The sequence below is a fragment of the Acidovorax sp. DMC1 genome, assembly GCF_056314325.1.
Genome location: NZ_JBQUYO010000002.1, coordinates 210798 through 229923 on the forward strand (window position 1 = coordinate 210798; position 19126 = coordinate 229923).

The following is a 19126-nucleotide window of genomic DNA, read 5'->3' on the forward strand; positions in this document are numbered from 1 at the left end:
GGTTGCGACTACTGCCTTCGCTCGGATCGTCAGATCACTTCTTCTGCGGCGGCACATCCGTGCAGCTGCCATGCGCAATCTCCGCTGCCATGCCGATGCTTTCGCCCAGCGTGGGGTGCGGGTGGATGGTTTTGCCGATGTCTACAGCGTCTGCACCCATCTCAATGGCCAGGGCGATCTCACCGATCATGTCGCCCGCATGCGTGCCGACCATGCCGCCGCCAAGGATCTTGCCGTGGCCATGGGCCTCTGGCGAGTCGTCGAACAGGAGCTTGGTCACGCCTTCGTCGCGGCCGTTGGCAATGGCGCGGCCGGAGGCCGTCCAGGGGAACAGGCCCTTCTTGACCTTGATGCCTTGGGCCTTGGCCTGGTCTTCCGTCAGGCCCACCCAGGCCACTTCGGGGTCGGTGTAGGCAACGCTCGGAATCACGCGGGCGTTGAAGGCGGCGGATGCCAGTTCCTTGTTGCCCTGCAGTTCGCCAGCGATGACTTCAGCCGCCACGTGCGCCTCATGCACCGCCTTGTGCGCCAGCATGGGCTGGCCCACGATGTCGCCGATGGCGAAGATGTGCGGCACGTTGGTGCGCATCTGGATGTCCACGTTGATGAAGCCGCGGTCTGTGACGGCGACGCCAGCCTTCTCGGCAGCGATCTTCTTACCGTTGGGCGTGCGGCCCACGGCTTGCAGCACCAAGTCGTACACCTGTGGCTCGGGGGCCGTGCCGCCCTCTTCCGCTGGCGCGAACGTGACCTTGATGCCTTCAGGCGTTGCCTCGGCACCGACGGTTTTCGTCTTCAACATGATGTTGTCGAAGCGCTTGGCGTTCATCTTTTGCCAGATCTTGACCAGGTCGCGGTCGGCGCCCTGCATCAGGCCGTCCATCATCTCGACCACATCCAGGCGTGCGCCCAGCGTGTTGTAGACCGTGCCCATTTCCAGGCCGATGATGCCGCCGCCCAAAATCAGCATGCGCTTGGGCACTTCCTTGAGCGCCAGCGCGCCGGTGGAGTCGACCACGCGCGGGTCGTTGGGCATGAAGGGCAGGCGCACGGCCTGGCTGCCAGCGGCGATGATGGCGCGCTTGAAGGCGATGACCTTCTTGGTGCCCGTCTTCTCCTGGCCGGTGCCGGTGGTTTCTTCCACTTCGAGATGGTTGGCGCCGACAAAAGCACCGTAGCCACGCACGGTGGTCACCTTGCGCATCTTGGCCATGGCGGCCAGGCCGCCGGTGAGCTTGCCGATGACCTTTTCCTTGTGGCCGCGCAGCTTGTCGATGTTGACGGCGGGGGCGCCAAAGTCCACGCCCAGGTCGGCCATGTGGCTGACTTCGTCCATGACGGCTGCCACGTGCAGCAGCGCCTTGGAGGGGATGCAGCCCACGTTCAGGCACACGCCGCCCAGGGTGGCGTAGCGTTCGACGATGACGACCTTGAGGCCCAAGTCGGCCGCGCGGAAGGCGGCGCTGTAGCCGCCAGGGCCGCCGCCGAGGACGAGCACGTCACAGTCCAAATCGGCGGTGCCTGCAAAGCTGGATGCTACTGGATTGATAGCTGCTTGCGCTTTCGGCACAGGCGCTGGAGCCGCTTTTTGCTCAGAAGCGGCAGGCGCTGGGGCCGCAGCAGGTGCCGGCGCTGCCGCGCCTGCGCCCTGCACTTCCAGCGTCAGCACCACCGAGCCTTCGGCGACCTTGTCCCCGAGCTTGACCTTGAGTTCCTTCACAACCCCAGCATGGCTGGAGGGGATCTCCATGGAGGCCTTGTCGGACTCCACGGTGATCAGGCTCTGCTCGGCCTTGATGGTGTCGCCGGGCTTGACCAGCACTTCGATGATGGCCACTTCGGCGAAGTCGCCGATGTCGGGCACCTTGATGTCGATGATTGCCATGTGTGTTGCCCTCGCGTTACATCACGATGCGGCGGAAGTCCGCCAGCAGCGAGGCAAAGTACACGTTGAAGCGTGCGGCGGCAGCACCGTCGATCACGCGGTGGTCCCAGCTCAGGCTCAGCGGCAGCATGAGGCGTGGAGCGAACTGCTTGCCGTCCCACTTGGGCTCCAGGCTGCTCTTGCACACGCCCATGATGGCGACTTCAGGGGCGTTGATGATGGGCGTGAAGTAACGGCCACCAATGCCACCCAGCGAGCTGATGGAGAAGCAGCCACCGGTCATATCGGCCGGGCCGAGCTTGCCGTCGCGCGCCTTCTTGGCCAGGTCGCCCATTTCTTGCGAGATCTGGACGATGCCCTTCTTGTCGGCGTCGCGGATGACGGGCACCACGAGGCCGTTGGGCGTGTCGGCCGCAAAACCGATATGGAAGTAGTTCTTCAGTATCAGCTGGTCACCGTCGAGCGAGCTGTTGAACTCGGGGAACTTCTTGAGCGCAGCCACGGCGGCCTTGATCATGAAGGCGAGCATGGTGACCTTGACGCCACTCTTCTCGTTCTCCTTGTTGAACTGCACGCGGAAGGCTTCCAGGTCGGTGATGTCCGCGTCGTCGTGGTTCGTGACATGCGGGATAACGACCCAGTTGCGGTGCAGGTTGGCGCCGCTGATCTTCTTGATGCGCGAGAGGTCCTTACGCTCCACCGGGCCAAACTTGGTGAAGTCCACCTTGGGCCAGGGCAGCAGGTCCAGGCCCACGCCGGAGCCGCCGGATGCCGCAGCGGGCGCCTTGGCGGCCTGGGCCTTGGTCTGCACCGCGCCTGCCATCACCTGCTTGGTGAAGGCGGCCACGTCGTCCTGGGTGATGCGGCCCTTGGGGCCGGTGCCCTTGACTTCGTCGATGGGCACACCCAGCTCGCGGGCAAACTTGCGCACCGAAGGCGATGCGTGGGGCAGGCCTGCGGTGGGGGTGCCGGGCTGGTGGGCGGGAACAGGCACCGAGGCAGTGGCAGCGACAGGTGCTGAGGCGGCAGCCACAGCAGGGGCGGCCACGGGCGCAGGTGCCGGTGCAGCAGCCGCAACGGGTGCGGGGACTGCTGCCGGGGCCGCTGCGGTGGCAGCGCCTTCGAGCACAGCCACCAGATCACCGATATTGACGGTGTCGCCAATCTTGACCTTGAGCTCCTTGAGCACGCCAGCGGCGGGCGATGGGATCTCCATGGAGGCCTTGTCGGATTCGACGGTGAACAGGGATTGCTCGACCTTGATGGTGTCACCGACCTTGACCAACATCTCGATGACGGCCACGTCCTTGAAGTCGCCGATGTCGGGCACGCGCACTTCGACCGGGCCAGCAGCCGCAGGGGCCGCAGCAACAGGAGCCGGTGCTGGCGCCGCCACTGGGGCGGGCGCGGGAGCAGCTGCGGCAGGAGCCGGTGCAGCGGCCGGGGCTGCTGCAGCGCCTGCGTCAGCGGACTCCACCACAGCAATCACAGAGCCCTGCTTGACCTTGTCGCCCAGCGCAATCTTGAGTTCCTTGACCACGCCCGCATGGCTGGAGGGGATCTCCATCGATGCCTTGTCGGATTCGACGGTGATGAGCGACTGCTCGGCCTTCACGGTGTCGCCCACCTTGACCAGCAGCTCGATCACGCCCACTTCGTCGAAGTCCCCGATGTCCGGGACTTGAATGTTGACCAATGCCATTGTTCTGTCTCCGTTCGTTTTATGCGTAGAGCGGGTTGATCTTGTCAGCATTGATGCCGTACTTGGCAATCGCCTCGGCCACCTTGGTGGCGGGCAGCACGCCGTCTTCGCTCAGTGCCTTGAGGGCGGCCACGACGATGTAGTGGCGGTTCACCTCGAAGTGCTCGCGCAGCTTGCTGCGGAAGTCGCTGCGGCCAAAGCCGTCGGTGCCCAGCACCTTGTAATTGCGGCCCTTGGGTACAAAGGGACGGATCTGCTCGGCATAGGCCTTCATGTAGTCGGTGGATGAGACCACAGGGCCGGTGCTGGTGCCCAGCTGCTGCGCCACGAAGGGCACGCGGGGTGTTTCCAGCGGGTGCAGCAGGTTCCAGCGGTCCACGTCCTGGCCTTCGCGGGTCAGTTCGTTAAAGCTCGGGCAGCTCCACACGTCGGCCTGCACGCCCCAGTCGGCGGCCAGCAGGGTTTGCGCGGCCAGCGATTCACGCAAGATGGTGCCCGAGCCCAGCAGCTGCACGCGCTTGTCGCCTTCGGCGCCGGGCTTGCACAGGTACATGCCCTTGATGATCTGCTCTTCGGTACCCGCCGTGAGGCCCGGCATGCTGTAGTTCTCGTTGAGCAGCGTGATGTAGTAGAAGACGTTCTCTTGCTGCTCGACCATGCGCTTGAGGCCACGGTGCATGATCACTGCGACTTCGTGGGCAAAGGTGGGGTCGTAGCTCACGCAGTTGGGGATGGTGTTGGCCAGGATGTGGCTATGACCATCTTCGTGCTGCAGACCTTCACCGTTCAGCGTGGTACGGCCCGAAGTGCCGCCCAAGAGGAAGCCACGCGCCTGCATGTCACCCGCCGCCCAGGCCAGGTCGCCAATGCGCTGGAAGCCGAACATGGAGTAGTACACGTAGAACGGCACCATGATGCGGTTGTTCGTGCTGTAGCTGGTGGCGGCAGCGATCCAGCTGGCCATACCGCCGGCTTCGTTGATGCCTTCCTGCAGGATCTGGCCGGCCTTGTCTTCCTTGTAGTACATCACCTGGTCGCGGTCGACCGGGGTGTACATCTGGCCCTTGGGGTTGTAGATGCCGATCTGGCGGAACAGGCCTTCCATACCGAAGGTACGCGCCTCATCCACCAGGATGGGCACCACACGCGGGCCCAGGGCCTGGTCGCGCAGCAGTTGCGTGATGAAGCGCACATAGGCCTGGGTGGTGGAGATTTCGCGGCCTTCGGCCGTGGGCTCGAGGATGGCCTTGAAGGTGTCCAGCGCGGGCACGGTAAAGCTCTCGTCAGCCTTCACGCGGCGGTGCGGCAGGTAGCCGCCCAGGGCTTTGCGACGCTCGTGCAGGTACTGCATTTCCGGCGTGTCGTCGGCGGGCTTGTAGTACGGGATCTCGGCCAGCTGGCTGTCAGGGATCGGGATGTTGAAGCGGTCACGGATGTACTTGATGTCTTCGTCCGACAGCTTCTTGGTCTGGTGCACGGTGTTCTTGCCTTCACCGGCCTTGCCCATGCCGTAGCCCTTGACGGTCTTGACCAGCAGCACGGTGGGCTGGTTCTTGTGCTCGTTGGCGGCGTGAAAGGCTGCGTACACCTTGGCGGGCTCATGGCCGCCACGGCGCAGCTCGAACACCTCTTCGTCAGTCATGTGCTCGACGAGCTTGAGGGTTTCGGGGTACTTGCCGAAGAAGTTCTTGCGGACAAAGGCACCGTCGTTGGCCTTCATGGCCTGATAGTCGCCGTCCAGCGTTTCCATCATCAGCTGCTTGAGCTTGCCGCTCTTGTCGCGGCGCAGCAGCTCGTCCCAGCCATTGCCCCACAGCAGCTTGATCACGTTCCAGCCCGCGCCACGGAACTCGCCTTCGAGTTCTTGCACGATCTTGCCGTTGCCACGCACCGGGCCGTCCAGGCGCTGCAGGTTGCAGTTGATGACGAAGACCAGGTTGTCGAGGTTTTCACGCGCGGCCAAGCCGATGGCGCCCAGCGATTCGGGCTCGTCCATTTCGCCGTCGCCGCAGAACACCCACACCTTGCGGTTTTCGGTGTTGGCGATGCCGCGGGCGTGCAGGTACTTGAGGAAGCGCGCCTGGTAGATGGCCATCAGTGGGCCGAGGCCCATGGACACCGTGGGGAACTGCCAGAACTCGGGCATCAGCTTGGGATGCGGGTAGCTGGACAGGCCCTTGCCATCGACTTCCTGGCGGAAGCTATCGAGTTGCTCTTCGGTCAGGCGGCCTTCGAGGTAGGCACGGGCATAGATGCCGGGGGCGCTGTGGCCCTGGATGTAGAGCAAGTCGCCGCCATGGCCTTCGCTCTCGGCATGCCAGAAATGATTGAAACCGGCGCCAAACATGCTGGCCACCGAAGCAAACGAACCGATGTGGCCGCCCAGGTCGCCGCCATCGGCGGGGTTCAGGCGGTTGGCACGCACCACCATGGCCATGGCGTTCCAGCGCATGTAGGCGCGCAGACGCTTTTCGATGGCGATGTTGCCGGGGCAGTGGGCCTCTTTTTCAGGCTCGATGGTGTTGACGTAGCCCGTGTTCGCGGAGAACGGCAGATCGATGCTGCTCTGGCGGGCGTGTTCAAGAAGTTGTTCCAACAGGAAGTGGGCGCGCTCCGGGCCCTCCTTGTCGATGACGGCGGACAGCGCGTCCATCCATTCACGGGTCTCTTGCTGGTCGGTATCGGAACCGATGCCGAAACCGGCCTGAGGGTCGGGCTGAGCTGACATGCTTTGTCTCCTGTAGGTGTGGCAGCAATTTAGTACGTTGGCTCTAGTTTCGCATATTTTTTCGCAATTTCAAATGGTGCTTATGCATTTCATATTGCAATAATTTACTGCAAATGCACATGACCCAGCAGACTGGGCCCCCGCCAGGGCTCCTCTACACTCCATACATGGATTCGATGCCCACCGCCCCCTCCCCCACGGCCCCGACCGTGGCTGCGCCCATTCGCTGGTGGCGCAAGTGGTGGCGCGGCTTGTCGCCCACCCGGCAAGACCGGTTTGCCGCACTGGCCCCGTTGGCGGCGGTGCTGATGTTTCTGGCGGCCATCGTGGCGGCGTTCTGGTATTTGCGCGCAGAAGAGGCCGAGCGCGAGCAAGAAGCCCTGCGGCGTGACGTGGAATACGCCCAGCAGCGGGTGCGCCTGCGTCTGCTGGAACGACAAGAGCAGCTCATGCGCATCGCGCGCGACCTGTCCAACCAGGACCTTGGCAAAGCCGAGTTCATCAGCCGCGCCGAGGCGCTGATCAGCCAGTACCCGGAACTGCAGGCCATCACCTGGATCGACGACCGCCGACGCATCCGCGCGAGCCAGGCCGCCCCCACGCTGGCCAGTGGCGAGTTGCGCATTGCAGGCGAAGTACTCAAGCCCGGCGAGACGGCCGACACCTTTGGCCTGGCGCGGGACCTGCAGCAACCGGTGTACGCCCAGCCGGCAGCCACCACGGGCGACGCCACCCCGCTGCTGCAGCTGCAGGTACCCCTCAACAACCAGGGCAAGTTCAGCGGCGTGGTGCTGGGTGAGTACTCCATCGACAGCCTGCTGCGCTATGGCACCCCCACCGAAGTGCTGGCGCGCTATGCAGTGACCCTGCTCGACAGCAAGAACCAGGTGCTGGCGGGCACGCCGCTGGGCCCGCGCAACAGGGCCACGCAGTTGTTGCCCTGGACACCCAAGGCCAACGAGTATGAGGTGCCCGTCTCTCCCGTCGGCAACGGCCTGGTGCTGCGCGCGCAGGCTTACCGCACGTCGCTCGGCGTGGTGGGCAGCGGCCTGTTCTGGCTGGTGGGGACGCTGAGCGCCATGACCGCCTGGATGCTGATCGCGACCTGGCGCCACACCCGCCGCCGAATGCAGGCGCAAGAGGCCCTGGTAGCCGAAACCAACTTCCGCCGGGCGATGGAAAACTCCATCCTCACCGGCATGCGCGCCCTCGATATGGAAGGTCGTATCAGCTACGTGAATGCCGCGTTTTGCCAGATGACAGGCTGGAGCGCGGAAGAGCTGGTGGGCCTGAAGGCCCCCTTCCCCTACTGGCCCGAGGCCGACCACGAAACCCTGCAGGCCAAGCTGCGCGACGAGCTGCGGGGCAACACAATGGCGGGTGGTTTCCAGGTGCGCGTCAAGCGCAAGAGCGGGACGCTGTTCGACGCCCGCCTTTATGTGTCGCCCCTGATCGATGCCCATGGCCAGCAAACGGGCTGGATGACGTCGATGACCGACATCACCGAGCCGAACCGCATCCGCGAGCAGTTGTCGGCGTCACACGAGCGCTTCACCATCGTGCTGGAGTCGCTGGACGCCTCGGTGTCTGTGGCGCCCCTGGGCAGCGAAGAACTGCTGTTCGCCAACAAGCTCTACCGCCAGTGGTTCGGATCACAAACCGGCGGGCATCTGCAACTGGTAGCGCAAGCTGGCGTGGTGCCGGTGGCGGGCAAGGAGCAAAGCGGCATGGACGATGAGGACGGCCTGATGGGCCTGCCTACCGACACACTGACCAGCGCTCGCAGCGAAAACGCCGAAATCTACCTGCCCGACCTGGGCAAGTGGCTGGAAGTGCGCTCGCGCTACCTGAACTGGGTGGACGGGCGCCTGGCCCAGATGGTGATCGCCACGGACATCACCCCGCGCCGACTGGCTGAAGAGCAAGCCCAGCGACAGGCTGAGCGCGCCCAGTCGGTCAGCCGCCTTATCACCATGGGCGAAATGGCATCGAGCGTGGCGCACGAGCTCAACCAGCCGCTCACGGCCATCAACAACTACTGCAGTGGCATGGTTTCGCGCATCCAGAGCGGCCAGCTCACCGAAGAAGCCCTGCTCACGGCCCTGCAAAAAACCGCACACCAGGCGCAGCGCGCGGGCCAGATCATCCAGCGCATCCGCTCGTTCGTGAAAAAGAGCGAGCCCAACCGCGCGCTGGCCGATGTGCATTCAATGGTCAACGAAGCCGTGGAACTGGCCGACATCGAGCTGCGCCGGCACAACGTGCGCCTGACGCACTATGTCGCCGCGCGCCTGCCGCAGGTGATGGCCGACACCATCCTGATCGAGCAGGTGCTGGTCAACCTGATGAAGAACGGCGCCGAAGCCATCCAGCACGCCGACCGCCCCGCCCCCAACCGTAGCGTGGAACTGCGTGTGGTGCCCAAGCAGATCGATGATCGCCAGGTGGTGGAGTTCTCGGTGCAGGACACCGGCAAGGGCCTGGCCCCGGAAGTGCTAGAGCGCTTGTTCGAGGCCTTCTTCTCCACCAAGCAGGAAGGCATGGGCATGGGCCTCAATCTGTGCCGCAGCATCGTCGAGTCGCACCAGGGCCGGATGCAGGCGGAGAACCTCTACAATGGCTCGGAGGTTACAGGCTGCAGGTTCTCCTTCTGGCTGCCGCTTGCCAAGCCTGCTGATGCCACTACAAATTCAGTAGCAAACGAACAAAACCCAAGGACTGTTGCATGAGCTTGATTCCGAAAAAAGGCACTGTTTACGTTGTGGACGACGACGAAGCAGTTCGCGATTCCCTGCAGTGGCTGCTGGAAGGCAAGGACTACCGGGTGCGCTGCTTTGATTCGGCCGAGACATTCCTGTCGCGCTACGACCCTCGCGAAGTCGCCTGCCTGATCGTGGACATCCGCATGGGCGGCATGACGGGCCTGGAACTGCAAGACCGCCTGATCGAGCGCAAATCCCCCCTGCCCATCGTGTTCATCACCGGCCACGGCGACGTACCCATGGCCGTGAACACCATGAAGAAGGGCGCGCTCGACTTCATCCAGAAGCCGTTTGACGAGGAAGAACTGGTCGGTCTGGTCGAGCGCATGCTAGACCACGCCCGCGAAAGCTTTGCCGGTTACCAGCAGGCCGCCAGCCGCGACGCCCTGCTCTCCAAGCTCACCAGCCGCGAAGCCCAAGTGCTCGAACGCATCGTCGCGGGCCGCCTGAACAAGCAGATTGCCGACGACCTGGGCATCAGTATCAAGACGGTAGAGGCGCACCGCGCCAACATCATGGAAAAGCTCAACGCCAACACTGTGGCGGACCTGCTCAAGATCGCCCTGGGACAGAACGCGCCCAAGGGCTGATCGCTCTTATTTTGATAGCTATCAGCGCATATTCCACTAGCGCTACTGGCCATTTTGACTTGTATTTCTGACATGACAGCCCAACTCATCGACGGCAACGCCCTTTCTCGCCAACTTCGCAGCGAGGTGACGCAACGCGCTGCGGCGCTGAAAACCCGTGGCGTGACGCCTGGGCTCGCTGTAGTTCTGGTGGGCGACAACCAGGCCAGCCAGGTCTATGTGCGCAACAAGGTCAAGGCCTGCGAGGACAGCGGCCTCCACTCGGTACTCGAAAAGTACGATGCCGATATGACCGAGGCCGCACTGCTGGCCCGCGTGGAAGCGCTCAACAACGACCCGGCCATCCACGGCATCCTGGTGCAGCTGCCGTTGCCCAAGCACATCGATGCGCAAAAGGTCATCGAAGCCATCTCACCCGCCAAGGATGTGGACGGCTTTCACATTGCCAGTGCGGGTGCGCTCATGACCGGCATGCCCGGCTTCTGGCCCTGCACGCCTCACGGTTGCATGAAGATGCTGGAGAGCATCGGCTACAGCCTCAAGGGCAAACACGCCGTAGTCATCGGCCGAAGCAACATCGTGGGCAAGCCTATGGCGCTCATGCTGCTCGGCCAGAACGCCACCGTCACCATCTGCCACAGTGCCACGCAGGACCTGAAGGCACAAACACTGCAGGCCGACGTGATCGTGGCCGCAGTGGGCAAGCGCAACGTGCTGACCGCCGACATGGTCAAGCCCGGCGCCGTGGTGATCGACGTGGGTATGAACCGCAATGACGAAGGCAAACTGTGCGGCGATGTGGACTTTGACGGCGTCAAGGAAGTGGCGGGCTGGATCACCCCCGTCCCTGGCGGGGTTGGACCCATGACCATTACCATGCTGCTGGTGAACACCATCGAAGCCGCCGAGCGGGCTGCCGCGCGCTGACCGCGCCCGGGGAAGACGCCAGCCGCTTTGCAACTTGAACCTGCGCCGCCTGGCGCCATCTAATCCCGCATGAGCAACGCCCTTCTCGACTTCTCCGACCTCCCCGCCTTTGACCGCATCACCCCACAGGACGTAGCCCCTGCGGTTGATGTGCTGCTGGAGCGTGCCAATCAGGCTCTGGAGACCGTCACGGCGCCCGACTTCCCTGCCCGCTGGGATGCCATCGCCAAGGTGCTGGATGTAGCCACCGAACAGCTCGGCCGCGCCTGGGGGGCTGTCAGCCACCTCAACAGCGTTGCCGACACACCGGAATTGCGCGCGGCCTACAACGCCGCCCTGCCCCGCGTCACGGAGTTCTGGACCCGCCTGGGCGCTGACGAACGCCTCTATGCCAAGTACAAGGCCATCGACCCCACCACCCTGACGCCCGAGCAGCGCCAAGCCCACCGCAACGCGGTGCGCAACTTCGTGCTCAGCGGCGCTGAGCTGACCGGGGCGGCCAAAGAGCGCTTCGCCCAGATCCAGGAACGCCAGGCCGAGCTGAGCCAGAAGTTCAGCGAAAACGCGCTGGACGCCACCGATGCCTTTGCCTACTACGCCACCGCTGAGGAACTGGACGGTGTACCGGCCGATGTGCAGCAAGCCGCTTTGGCGGCGGCACAGGCGGACGGGAAGCCCGGCTACAAGCTCACCCTGAAGATGCCTTGCTACCTGCCGGTGATGCAGTTTGCCACCCGCAGCGACCTGCGCGCCAAGCTGTACCGCGCCTATGTCACCCGTGCCTCGGACCAGGCCGAAGGCGAAGGCCAGAAATTCGACAACACCGCGCTGATTGGCGAAATCCTGGCCTTGCGCCGAGAAGAAGCCCAGCTGCTGGGCTACGCCAACTTTGGTGAAGTCTCCGTGGTGCCCAAGATGGCCCAGTCGCCCGCCGAGGTTGTCCAGTTCTTGCGTGATCTCGCCCGCCGCGCCCGGCCCTATGCCGAAAAGGACGTGGCCGACCTGCGCGCCTTTGCGGCCGAACACCTGGGCCTGGCCGATCCGCAGCCCTGGGACTGGCCCTACATCTCTGAAAAGCTCAAGGAAGCCCGCTATGCCTTCAGCGAGCAGGAGCTCAAGGCGTACTTCACGGCACCCAAGGTATTGGCAGGCCTGTTCAAGATCATTGAGACGCTGTTTGAAGTGTCCATCCGCCGCGACACGGCACCGGTGTGGCACCCTGCGGTGGAGTTCTATCGCATCGAACGCAACGGCCAACTGGTGGGCCAGTTCTACCTCGACCAGCCCGCCCGCACCGGCAAGCGGGGCGGCGCCTGGATGGATGACGTGCGCACGCGCTGGCAGCGCCCCGACACCGGAGTGCTGCAAACGCCGATTGCCCACCTCGTCTGCAACTTCGCGGACGGTGTGGATGGCAAGCCGCCACTGTTGACCCATGACGACGTGATCACGCTGTTCCATGAATTTGGCCATGGACTGCATCACATGCTGACCCAGGTGAACGAACGCGATGTTTCCGGCATTGGCGGCGTCGAATGGGACGCAGTGGAGCTGCCCAGCCAGTTCATGGAAAACTTCTGCTGGGAATGGGATGTGCTCAGACACATGACGGCCCACGTGGACACCGGCGAGCCGCTGCCGCGCACGCTGTTTGACAAGATGATTGCCGCCAAGAACTTCCAGAGCGGCATGCAGACCCTGCGCCAGATCGAGTTTGCCTTGTTCGACATGCTGCTGCACACCGAACACGACCCGGCCCAGGACTTCATGCCCCTGCTGACCCAGGTGCGCCAGGAAGTGGCCGTGCTGCAGCCGCCCGCGTTCAGCCGCACGGCCCACACCTTCAGCCACATCTTTGCCGGCGGCTATGCAGCGGGGTACTACAGCTACAAATGGGCCGAGGTACTCAGCGCCGACGCCTACGCCGCCTTTGAAGAAACCGCCGGCAGCGACGGCTTGCCCAGCACCGAAACGGGACGGCGCTACAGAGAGGCCATCCTGGAGGCGGGCGGCAGCCGCCCCGCCATGGAATCCTTCAAAGCCTTCCGTGGACGGGAACCCAGCCTGGATGCCCTGCTGCGCCACCAGGGGATGGCAGAAGAGCTGACTGCCTGAGGCTTAGACCGAACAAACCGCAGACTGCCCCACAACAAACACAGCCCACACGAATGAGGAGAACCCATATGCCCCGTCTTAAGTTCGCTCCTGCTGCAGCTGCCTCCTTGTTGTTGGCCTTGGCATCTGTAGGTGCTCAGGCGCAGGCGGTCTATCGCATCGTCGGTCCGGATGGCAAGGTGACCTTTTCGGACCGCCCCCCTGCCGAGGCTACTGCCCAGCCAGCGCGCAGCAGTGCCGCCCCGGCAAGCCCTGCGACTGCCAACGGAGCGTTGCCCTACGAATTGCGGCAGATTGCCAACCGGTACCCGGTGACCATCTACACCGGCAGCGACTGCGCGCCCTGCGGCAGCTTGCGCAACCTGCTCACATCACGCGGCGTGCCTTACACCGAGCGCACAGTGGTCAGCAATGAAGACATCGCGGCACTACAGCGCTTGAGCGGCAATTCCAGCCTGCCGTTTGGCACCATCGGGGGCCAACAGTTGGTGGGGTTTTCTGACGCCGAGTGGATCCAATACCTCGACGCGGCGGGCTACCCCAAACAATCTCAGTTGCCCAGCAACTATCGCCAGCCAGCGCCCGCACCTCTGGTCGCAGCCAAGCCGGTAGAGGCGACACCAGCGCCCCCTCCAAAAGCTCCCGCACGGCCCACGCCGCCACCACCGGCGAATGATGGTCCCACGCCGAGCAATCCGGCAGGCATCCGGTTCTGACAGTGCCATGTGACCGCTACCTGCCGTGAGACCATTTGCTCACCCATAAAAAAGAGGCCTGTAAAGGCCTCTTTTGCATTGACTTTGTATCGACAGGCAGCGGGCGTGAGAGCGCCCCCCCCATCCACCGCCCTAATCGTCAATAGGCGATCGTCTTCACCCCCTGCGCCGTGCCGAGCAAGCACACGGACGCCTTCTGGTGGCCAAACACCCCCACGGTCACCACGCCAGGCCATTGGTTGATCTCGGATTCAAACGCCAGCGGATCGGTGATGGACAGGCCCTTCACGTCCAGAATGTGCTGGCCGTTGTCGGTCACCAGCGGCTGTCCGTCTTTAAGCCGCAGGCTCGCCTGTCCACCCATGGCCGCAAAACGGCGCGCAATGTGATTGGCGGCCATCGGGATCACTTCCACTGGCAACGGAAACTGGCCCAAGGCCTTGACCAACTTGGATTCGTCGGCAATGCACACGAAACGCTCAGCCAGCGCCGCCACGATCTTCTCGCGGGTCAATGCTGCGCCACCGCCCTTGACCATGTGGCCCTGGCCGTCGATTTCGTCGGCGCCGTCGATATAGACGGAGAGTGAAGGCACTTCGTTGGCATCGAACACGGCAATGCCCAGTGCCTTCAGGCGTTCTGTGCTGGCGACCGAGCTGGATACTGCGCCCTTGATCTGGTCCTTCATGCCCGCCAGGGCATCAATGAACTTGTTGACGGTGGAGCCTGTGCCCACCCCCACAATCTCGCCAGGTACCACGTATTGCAGCGCGGCTTGGCCTACCAGGGTCTTGAGTTCGTCTTGGGTCAGAGGAGATGTGGTCGTCATGGGAGAAAATCGGGGGTAATCCTGAATTATCCCTCCATGTCCCTGATCCCCTACGCCCTCACCCGCCCCTTTCTCTTCGGCATGGATGCCGAGGCCGCCCACGAACTCACCATGGACATGCTGGCACGCGGGCAGCGCACGCCCCTGCAGTGGGCCTGGTGCAACGAAACCGTGAACGACCCCATCACCCTCGCGGGGCTGCAATTTCCCAACCGTGTGGGCATGGCGGCGGGCCTGGACAAGAATGCGCGCTGCATCGACGCGCTGGGCGCCATGGGGTTCGGCTTTGTGGAAGTGGGCACCGTAACCCCCAAGACCCAGCCAGGCAACCCCAAGCCACGCATGTTCCGTCTGCCCGAGGCCCGCGCCCTCATCAACCGCCTGGGCTTCAACAACGAAGGCCTGGAAGCCTTTTTGCGCAATGTGCAGCAGGCGCAGTTTCGCAAGCAGACCCGCCAGCAGCGCCCCATGCTGCTGGGCCTGAACATCGGAAAGAACGCCACCACCCCCATCGAGAACGCGACCAGCGACTACCTGATCTGCCTGGAGGGTGTGTACCCCCATGCCGACTACGTCACGATCAACATCAGCTCGCCCAACACCCAGAACCTGCGCGCGCTGCAAAGCGACGCTGCCCTGGATGCCCTGCTGGGTGCCATCGCCGAGCGGCGTGAGGCCCTGGCCACCCAGCACCAGCGGCGCGTTCCGGTCTTTGTGAAGATTGCCCCCGACTTGGACGAAGCCCAGGTGGCGGTCATCGCTGCGACGCTGCAGCGCCACGGCATGGACGGCGTGATCGCCACCAACACCACCATCAGCCGCACCGCAGTGCAGGGCATGCGCCATGCGGAAGAGACGGGAGGGCTGAGCGGTGCCCCGGTGCTGGAAGCCAGCAACCAGGTCATCCGGCAACTGCGCGCCGCGTTGGGCAGCGGCTTCCCCATCATTGGCGTGGGCGGCATCCTGAGCGCCGACGACGCCGTGAGCAAGATTCGCGCAGGCGCGGATGTAGTGCAGATCTACACGGGCCTGATCTACGAAGGCCCGGCGCTCGTTGCAAAAGCCGCCAAAGCCATCAAGGCGTTGCGCTGACCTGCAGGGCTGCGCGAAGCCCGCCTGATGAAAAAACGGAGCCGCTGGTGACAGGGCTCCGTTTTGCTTTTTCTAACGGGCAAGCCGCAGGTTACTGGCCTGCCTCGCAGCCATGTTCAGCGACGCAGGCGCATCACCATAGGCAGCAAGATGCCCGCCCATCGGACCAGTCTACGCGGGCCAGCAACCAATGCGACGCCAGCCATGGCGGCCACCGCCAGCGGATGCTCCCGCGCAAACCCGGCGGCGCGCAGTGCCAGCGAAGCGTCCTCACCGCCCGTGAGGCCTCCGGCTTGCTCCGCGAGCGCGCGGGCTTGGGCCCGGGCTACGCGGCGGGCACGCAGCCGCTCACGCTGCAGTTCGATACGGTCGAGCACGCGCTGCTGCTCCACGGTGGGGGTAATCCGCGCCATAGGCGCACTCTGACTCTGCGGCGTGGTGGTGGGATGTGGGGTACTCACAAGCGCTCCTTGATGTCACGCCAATCCTGCGCGAGCTCTCGCCGCGTCAGTGCGAAACCACTGCCCGCACGTTGGGCCACAGACACCAACGAGACCGTGGCAGCCGCCCAGCCAGCAGCCCACACGCCAGCCACCAACCATGCCACCAGCGTGCGCTGTGGCGAGTCCCAAAAGTGCACCAGCACGGCGAGCGACACCATGATGAGCGCCACCACCGTGAGCCCGGCCACCAGAATGGCGAGCACCAGCAATTGCTGAAGGCGCTGCTTAAGGTCCGCCCATTCGAGGCGGGCCAGGTCCATACGGTCTTCGGCGGCGATGGCGCCCTCGATGAGGTTGGCGCGCCAGCGGGCGGCCAAGCCCTCCAGCCCCAGCAGCGAGAGCCAATTCATGTCTTGTCGCCTTTGTGCTGAGCCGTCATATCGGATGAGGGATCAGCGGCAATCAACGGCGCGCCAGCAGGAAACCGACCAACGCGCCCACAGCCAACGCGGCACCTGCCACACGCCAGGGTTCGTCATGGGCATAGCGGTCAGCTGCCAGTGCAGCTTCCTTGGCCTGACGTGCCGCATCCTGGGCGGCGCGAACGGCAGACTCACGCACGTTGTGCATGCCATCGTCCAGACGCTGGCGCAGCAGCTTGATTTCGGGCACTGCGTCCAGATCCTTGTTGGCCAACAGCCCCCGCAGATCGGAAACCAGCTTTTCCAGTTCGCCCTGGGTGGTCGTGGTGTCAGAAGCAGTCATACAAGCCTTTCTGTGTAGTGCCAAAAGTGATGGGAAATCCCGCACGCCAACGTGGAGGACTGAAGTTCATCTTAGCCATCCGCGCAGAAACCCCTCGTAGGACGGGGACGCAAGAGGTTACTGATTGCAAATGGCTTGCCGCAGATCAAACCAGCGCAGCCACATGCTCCGCAATGGCGAGGGCACTTGTCAAGCCGGGCGACTCGATACCAAACAGGTTGACCAGCCCCGCCACCCCATGCACGGTGGGCCCTTGAATGACAAAATCTGCCGCCGGTGCATCCGGCCCGTGAATCTTGGGGCGCATGCCTGCATAGCCAGGGGCCAGAGCGCCATCCTGCAAACCAGGCCAGTATTTGCGCACTTCGGCATAAAAGGCATCGCCGCGCGCGGGGTCCACCTGCAGATCATCAGGCGAATCCACCCACTGCACGTCCGGGCCAAACTTGGCTTGTCCGCCCAGGTCCAGCGTGAGGTGCACACCCAACCCAGCCGCCTCGGGCACCGGGTAAATCAGCCGGCTGAAAGGCGCCTTGCCCGTCAACGTGAAGTAGTTGCCCTTGGCGTAAAACGCCGTGGGCACATGCTGCGGGGCCAGACCGCCAAATCGCGCAGCCAGCGCGGGGGCATGCAGCCCAGCGGCGTTGACCACGGTGCGAGCGCGCAGGCGCGTGCCATCCACCGCTTCCAAATCAATAGCATCAGAGCCAATAGATGCTCGCGCTAGTGGCGAATTCAGCGCCACAACACCACCCGCATGCTCCATATCGCCCTGCAGCGCCAGCATGAGCGCATGGCTATCGACGATGCCGGTGCTGGGCGAGTGCAAGGCACCGACGCAGGCCAGCGCGGGCTCCATCTCCAGGGCTTCTTCACGGCTCAGGCGTTGAAGGTCCAGCACTCCGTTAGCACGGGCGCGCGCCTGGATGCCTTCCAGGCTGTCCAACTGGGCGGCAGAGGTGGCCACCAACAACTTGCCGCAACGGCGGTGGGGCACGCCGCGCTGCGCGCAGTAGGCATAGAGCAATTCCTTGCCCCGCACGCACAGGCGGGCCTTGAGCGACCCTGCGGGGTAGTACAGCCCCGCGTGAATCACCTCGCTGTTGCGCGAACTGGTGCCGGTGCCGATGGCATCTGCCGCTTCCAGCACCATCACCTCCCTACCTTGCAGCGCCAGCGCACGGGCCACAGCCAGGCCAACCACACCCGCGCCCACCACCACACAATCCACCGTATCGATCATCCGTGTGTCTCCATGCATCATCCCCTGCCGGGTGCTGGGTCAGGCCTGTTCAAAACCATCGAGCACGTTGACGGCATTGGTACCCAGCTCGGCCGCCGCATAACCGCCCTCCAGCACGAACACCGTGGGCAGACCGAGCCGCGCCAGCCGCTCGCCCAGGCGCGTGAAATCTGACGAAGCCAGTGCAAACCGCGAGATGGGATCGCCCTCGAAGGCATCCAGCCCCAGCGATATCACCAGCCCATCGGCGCGGTACTCCGCGATGCGTGCGCAAGCTTTCTCCAACGCGTCGAACCAGGTCGCCGCGCTGGTGCCGGCGGGCAAAGGCAGATTGAGGTTGAAGCCGGCGCCAGCCCCCTCGCCCGTCTCATCGGCGTGGCCCAGGTAAAAGGGGTACTCCGTGCGCGGGTCGCCGTGGATGCTGATAAACAGCACATCGCTGCGGTCGTAAAAGATGCTCTGCGTGCCGTTGCCATGGTGGTAGTCCACATCCAGCACTGCCACACGCTGGGCGCCCTGGTTGCGTAGGGTCTGTGCGGCCACGGCGGCATTGTTCAAAAAGCAATAGCCGCCCATGAAGTCCGGGCCCGCATGGTGTCCTGGCGGCCGTGTGCAGCAAAACGCGGCACGCGTGCCTTGTGCTACGCGAGCCGCTGCGCTGGCCGCCGCGTCCGCCCCCTCCTTGGCTGCGGCCCAGGTGCCTGCCGCCATGGGGGTGCCGTTGTCCATCGAATACAGACCGAGGCGCGCCACGAAGTTGTTGGGCTCCACATCGCTGCGCAGCGTACGCACTGGCCACACCGACGGAAAGGGTTGTACCGCAGCGTTGGCGGGGTCCAGCGCCAGCCATTGTTGCCAGGCAGTTTGCAGAAAGGCCAGGTAGCGCGGTGCATGCACTTGTTCCAGCACTGCACTGCAGTCCACATCAGGAGCCGCCATGGTGTGGCCGCGTGCGCGCAGGGCTTCCTCCACATAGTCCACCCGTGCGGGCTTTTCAAAACACGGCACACGTTCGCCCCGGAAGAATTCGTGGACGGGCGCATGCCCCTGGTGCAAGGGATTGTGGAAGGTGATCATGGATGCTGCGTTGCAGGTACGAGGGACAAATGTAGCGCGCCAGCCCCCCGCAAAGCTCCATCACCGATCCCTACGACGGTTTTGCGGGCTGCAGGGCGTTTTGAACCGAAAAAGAAAAAATCCCTGCAGGTCAATAACCTGCAGGGATTTTCAAATTGGTGGGTGATACATGGATCGAACATGTGACCCCTGCCGTGTGAAGGCAGTGCTCTACCGCTGAGCTAATCACCCGTCGCAAGCACCTTGGAGAAA

Annotated in this window: 15 protein-coding genes and 1 tRNA gene; 6 read left to right on the forward strand and 10 right to left on the reverse strand. The window is 63.9% G+C overall.

Translation table 11 applies throughout. The features are described from left to right. Positions 1 to 34: 34 nt before the first annotated feature. The 3 genes from lpdA to aceE are packed head-to-tail and all read right to left on the reverse strand — an operon-like array spanning position 35 to position 6315. Positions 35 to 1885: a dihydrolipoyl dehydrogenase gene (gene lpdA, locus ACT531_RS05395; RefSeq protein ID WP_476016761.1), complete on the reverse strand. Its 1851-nt coding sequence runs from the start codon at positions 1883 to 1885 to the stop codon at positions 35 to 37. A 16-nt stretch (positions 1886 to 1901) separates the two neighbouring features. Then, complete coding sequence (gene aceF, locus ACT531_RS05400) at positions 1902 to 3587, reverse strand: dihydrolipoyllysine-residue acetyltransferase (RefSeq protein WP_476016762.1); 1686 nt, start codon at positions 3585 to 3587, stop codon at positions 1902 to 1904. Positions 3588 to 3606: 19 nt separating this feature from the next. Then, positions 3607 to 6315 (reverse strand): pyruvate dehydrogenase (acetyl-transferring), homodimeric type, encoded by a 2709-nt coding sequence (aceE, locus tag ACT531_RS05405; protein WP_476016763.1) that lies wholly within the window; start codon positions 6313 to 6315, stop codon positions 3607 to 3609. Positions 6316 to 6482: 167 nt separating this feature from the next. On the opposite strand from aceE, the gene ACT531_RS05410 reads away from it, so the two are divergent. The 5 genes from ACT531_RS05410 (at position 6483) to ACT531_RS05430 (ending at position 13425) form a co-directional block, all read left to right on the forward strand. Next, positions 6483 to 9044, forward strand: coding sequence for a PAS domain S-box protein (locus ACT531_RS05410; protein WP_476016764.1), 2562 nt, complete (start codon positions 6483 to 6485; stop codon positions 9042 to 9044). Continuing rightward, positions 9041 to 9667: a response regulator transcription factor gene (locus ACT531_RS05415; protein WP_015013997.1), complete on the forward strand. Its 627-nt coding sequence runs from the start codon at positions 9041 to 9043 to the stop codon at positions 9665 to 9667. The genes ACT531_RS05410 and ACT531_RS05415 overlap by 4 nt, the downstream gene beginning before the upstream one ends. 72 nt (positions 9668 to 9739) lie before the next feature. After that, positions 9740 to 10594 carry a bifunctional methylenetetrahydrofolate dehydrogenase/methenyltetrahydrofolate cyclohydrolase FolD gene (gene folD, locus ACT531_RS05420; protein ID WP_476016765.1) on the forward strand — a complete coding sequence of 285 codons (855 nt, stop codon included), beginning with the start codon at positions 9740 to 9742 and terminating at the stop codon, positions 10592 to 10594. A gap of 69 nt (positions 10595 to 10663) precedes the next feature. Next, positions 10664 to 12709 carry a M3 family metallopeptidase gene (locus ACT531_RS05425; RefSeq protein ID WP_476016766.1) on the forward strand — a complete coding sequence of 682 codons (2046 nt, stop codon included), beginning with the start codon at positions 10664 to 10666 and terminating at the stop codon, positions 12707 to 12709. A 68-nt stretch (positions 12710 to 12777) separates the two neighbouring features. After that, positions 12778 to 13425: a glutaredoxin family protein gene (locus ACT531_RS05430; RefSeq protein ID WP_295939016.1), complete on the forward strand. Its 648-nt coding sequence runs from the start codon at positions 12778 to 12780 to the stop codon at positions 13423 to 13425. A gap of 139 nt (positions 13426 to 13564) precedes the next feature. Here the strand turns inward: ACT531_RS05430 and rpiA are convergent, their stop codons facing one another. Then, positions 13565 to 14254 (reverse strand): ribose-5-phosphate isomerase RpiA, encoded by a 690-nt coding sequence (gene rpiA / locus ACT531_RS05435; RefSeq protein ID WP_295939017.1) that lies wholly within the window; start codon positions 14252 to 14254, stop codon positions 13565 to 13567. Between the two features lie 36 nt (positions 14255 to 14290). On the opposite strand from rpiA, the gene ACT531_RS05440 reads away from it, so the two are divergent. Continuing rightward, complete coding sequence (locus ACT531_RS05440) at positions 14291 to 15346, forward strand: quinone-dependent dihydroorotate dehydrogenase (RefSeq protein ID WP_476016767.1); 1056 nt, start codon at positions 14291 to 14293, stop codon at positions 15344 to 15346. Between the two features lie 116 nt (positions 15347 to 15462). Here ACT531_RS05440 and ACT531_RS05445 read toward each other — a convergent pair whose 3' ends face one another. The 6 genes from ACT531_RS05445 to ACT531_RS05470 form a co-directional block, all read right to left on the reverse strand. Further along, complete coding sequence (locus tag ACT531_RS05445; protein WP_295939024.1) at positions 15463 to 15759, reverse strand: hypothetical protein; 297 nt, start codon at positions 15757 to 15759, stop codon at positions 15463 to 15465. A 44-nt stretch (positions 15760 to 15803) separates the two neighbouring features. Beyond that, positions 15804 to 16199: a phage holin family protein gene (locus ACT531_RS05450; protein ID WP_295939026.1), complete on the reverse strand. Its 396-nt coding sequence runs from the start codon at positions 16197 to 16199 to the stop codon at positions 15804 to 15806. Positions 16200 to 16251: 52 nt separating this feature from the next. Next, positions 16252 to 16554: a DUF883 family protein gene (locus tag ACT531_RS05455; RefSeq protein ID WP_008904788.1), complete on the reverse strand. Its 303-nt coding sequence runs from the start codon at positions 16552 to 16554 to the stop codon at positions 16252 to 16254. 145 nt (positions 16555 to 16699) lie between these two features. After that, positions 16700 to 17797: an NAD(P)/FAD-dependent oxidoreductase gene (locus ACT531_RS05460; protein WP_295939039.1), complete on the reverse strand. Its 1098-nt coding sequence runs from the start codon at positions 17795 to 17797 to the stop codon at positions 16700 to 16702. Between the two features lie 39 nt (positions 17798 to 17836). Then, on the reverse strand, positions 17837 to 18874 hold the full coding sequence (locus tag ACT531_RS05465; protein ID WP_476016768.1) for a histone deacetylase family protein: 1038 nt from the start codon (positions 18872 to 18874) through the stop codon (positions 17837 to 17839). Positions 18875 to 19030: 156 nt separating this feature from the next. Continuing rightward, positions 19031 to 19105, reverse strand: a tRNA-Val gene (locus ACT531_RS05470). Positions 19106 to 19126: the final 21 nt, after the last annotated feature.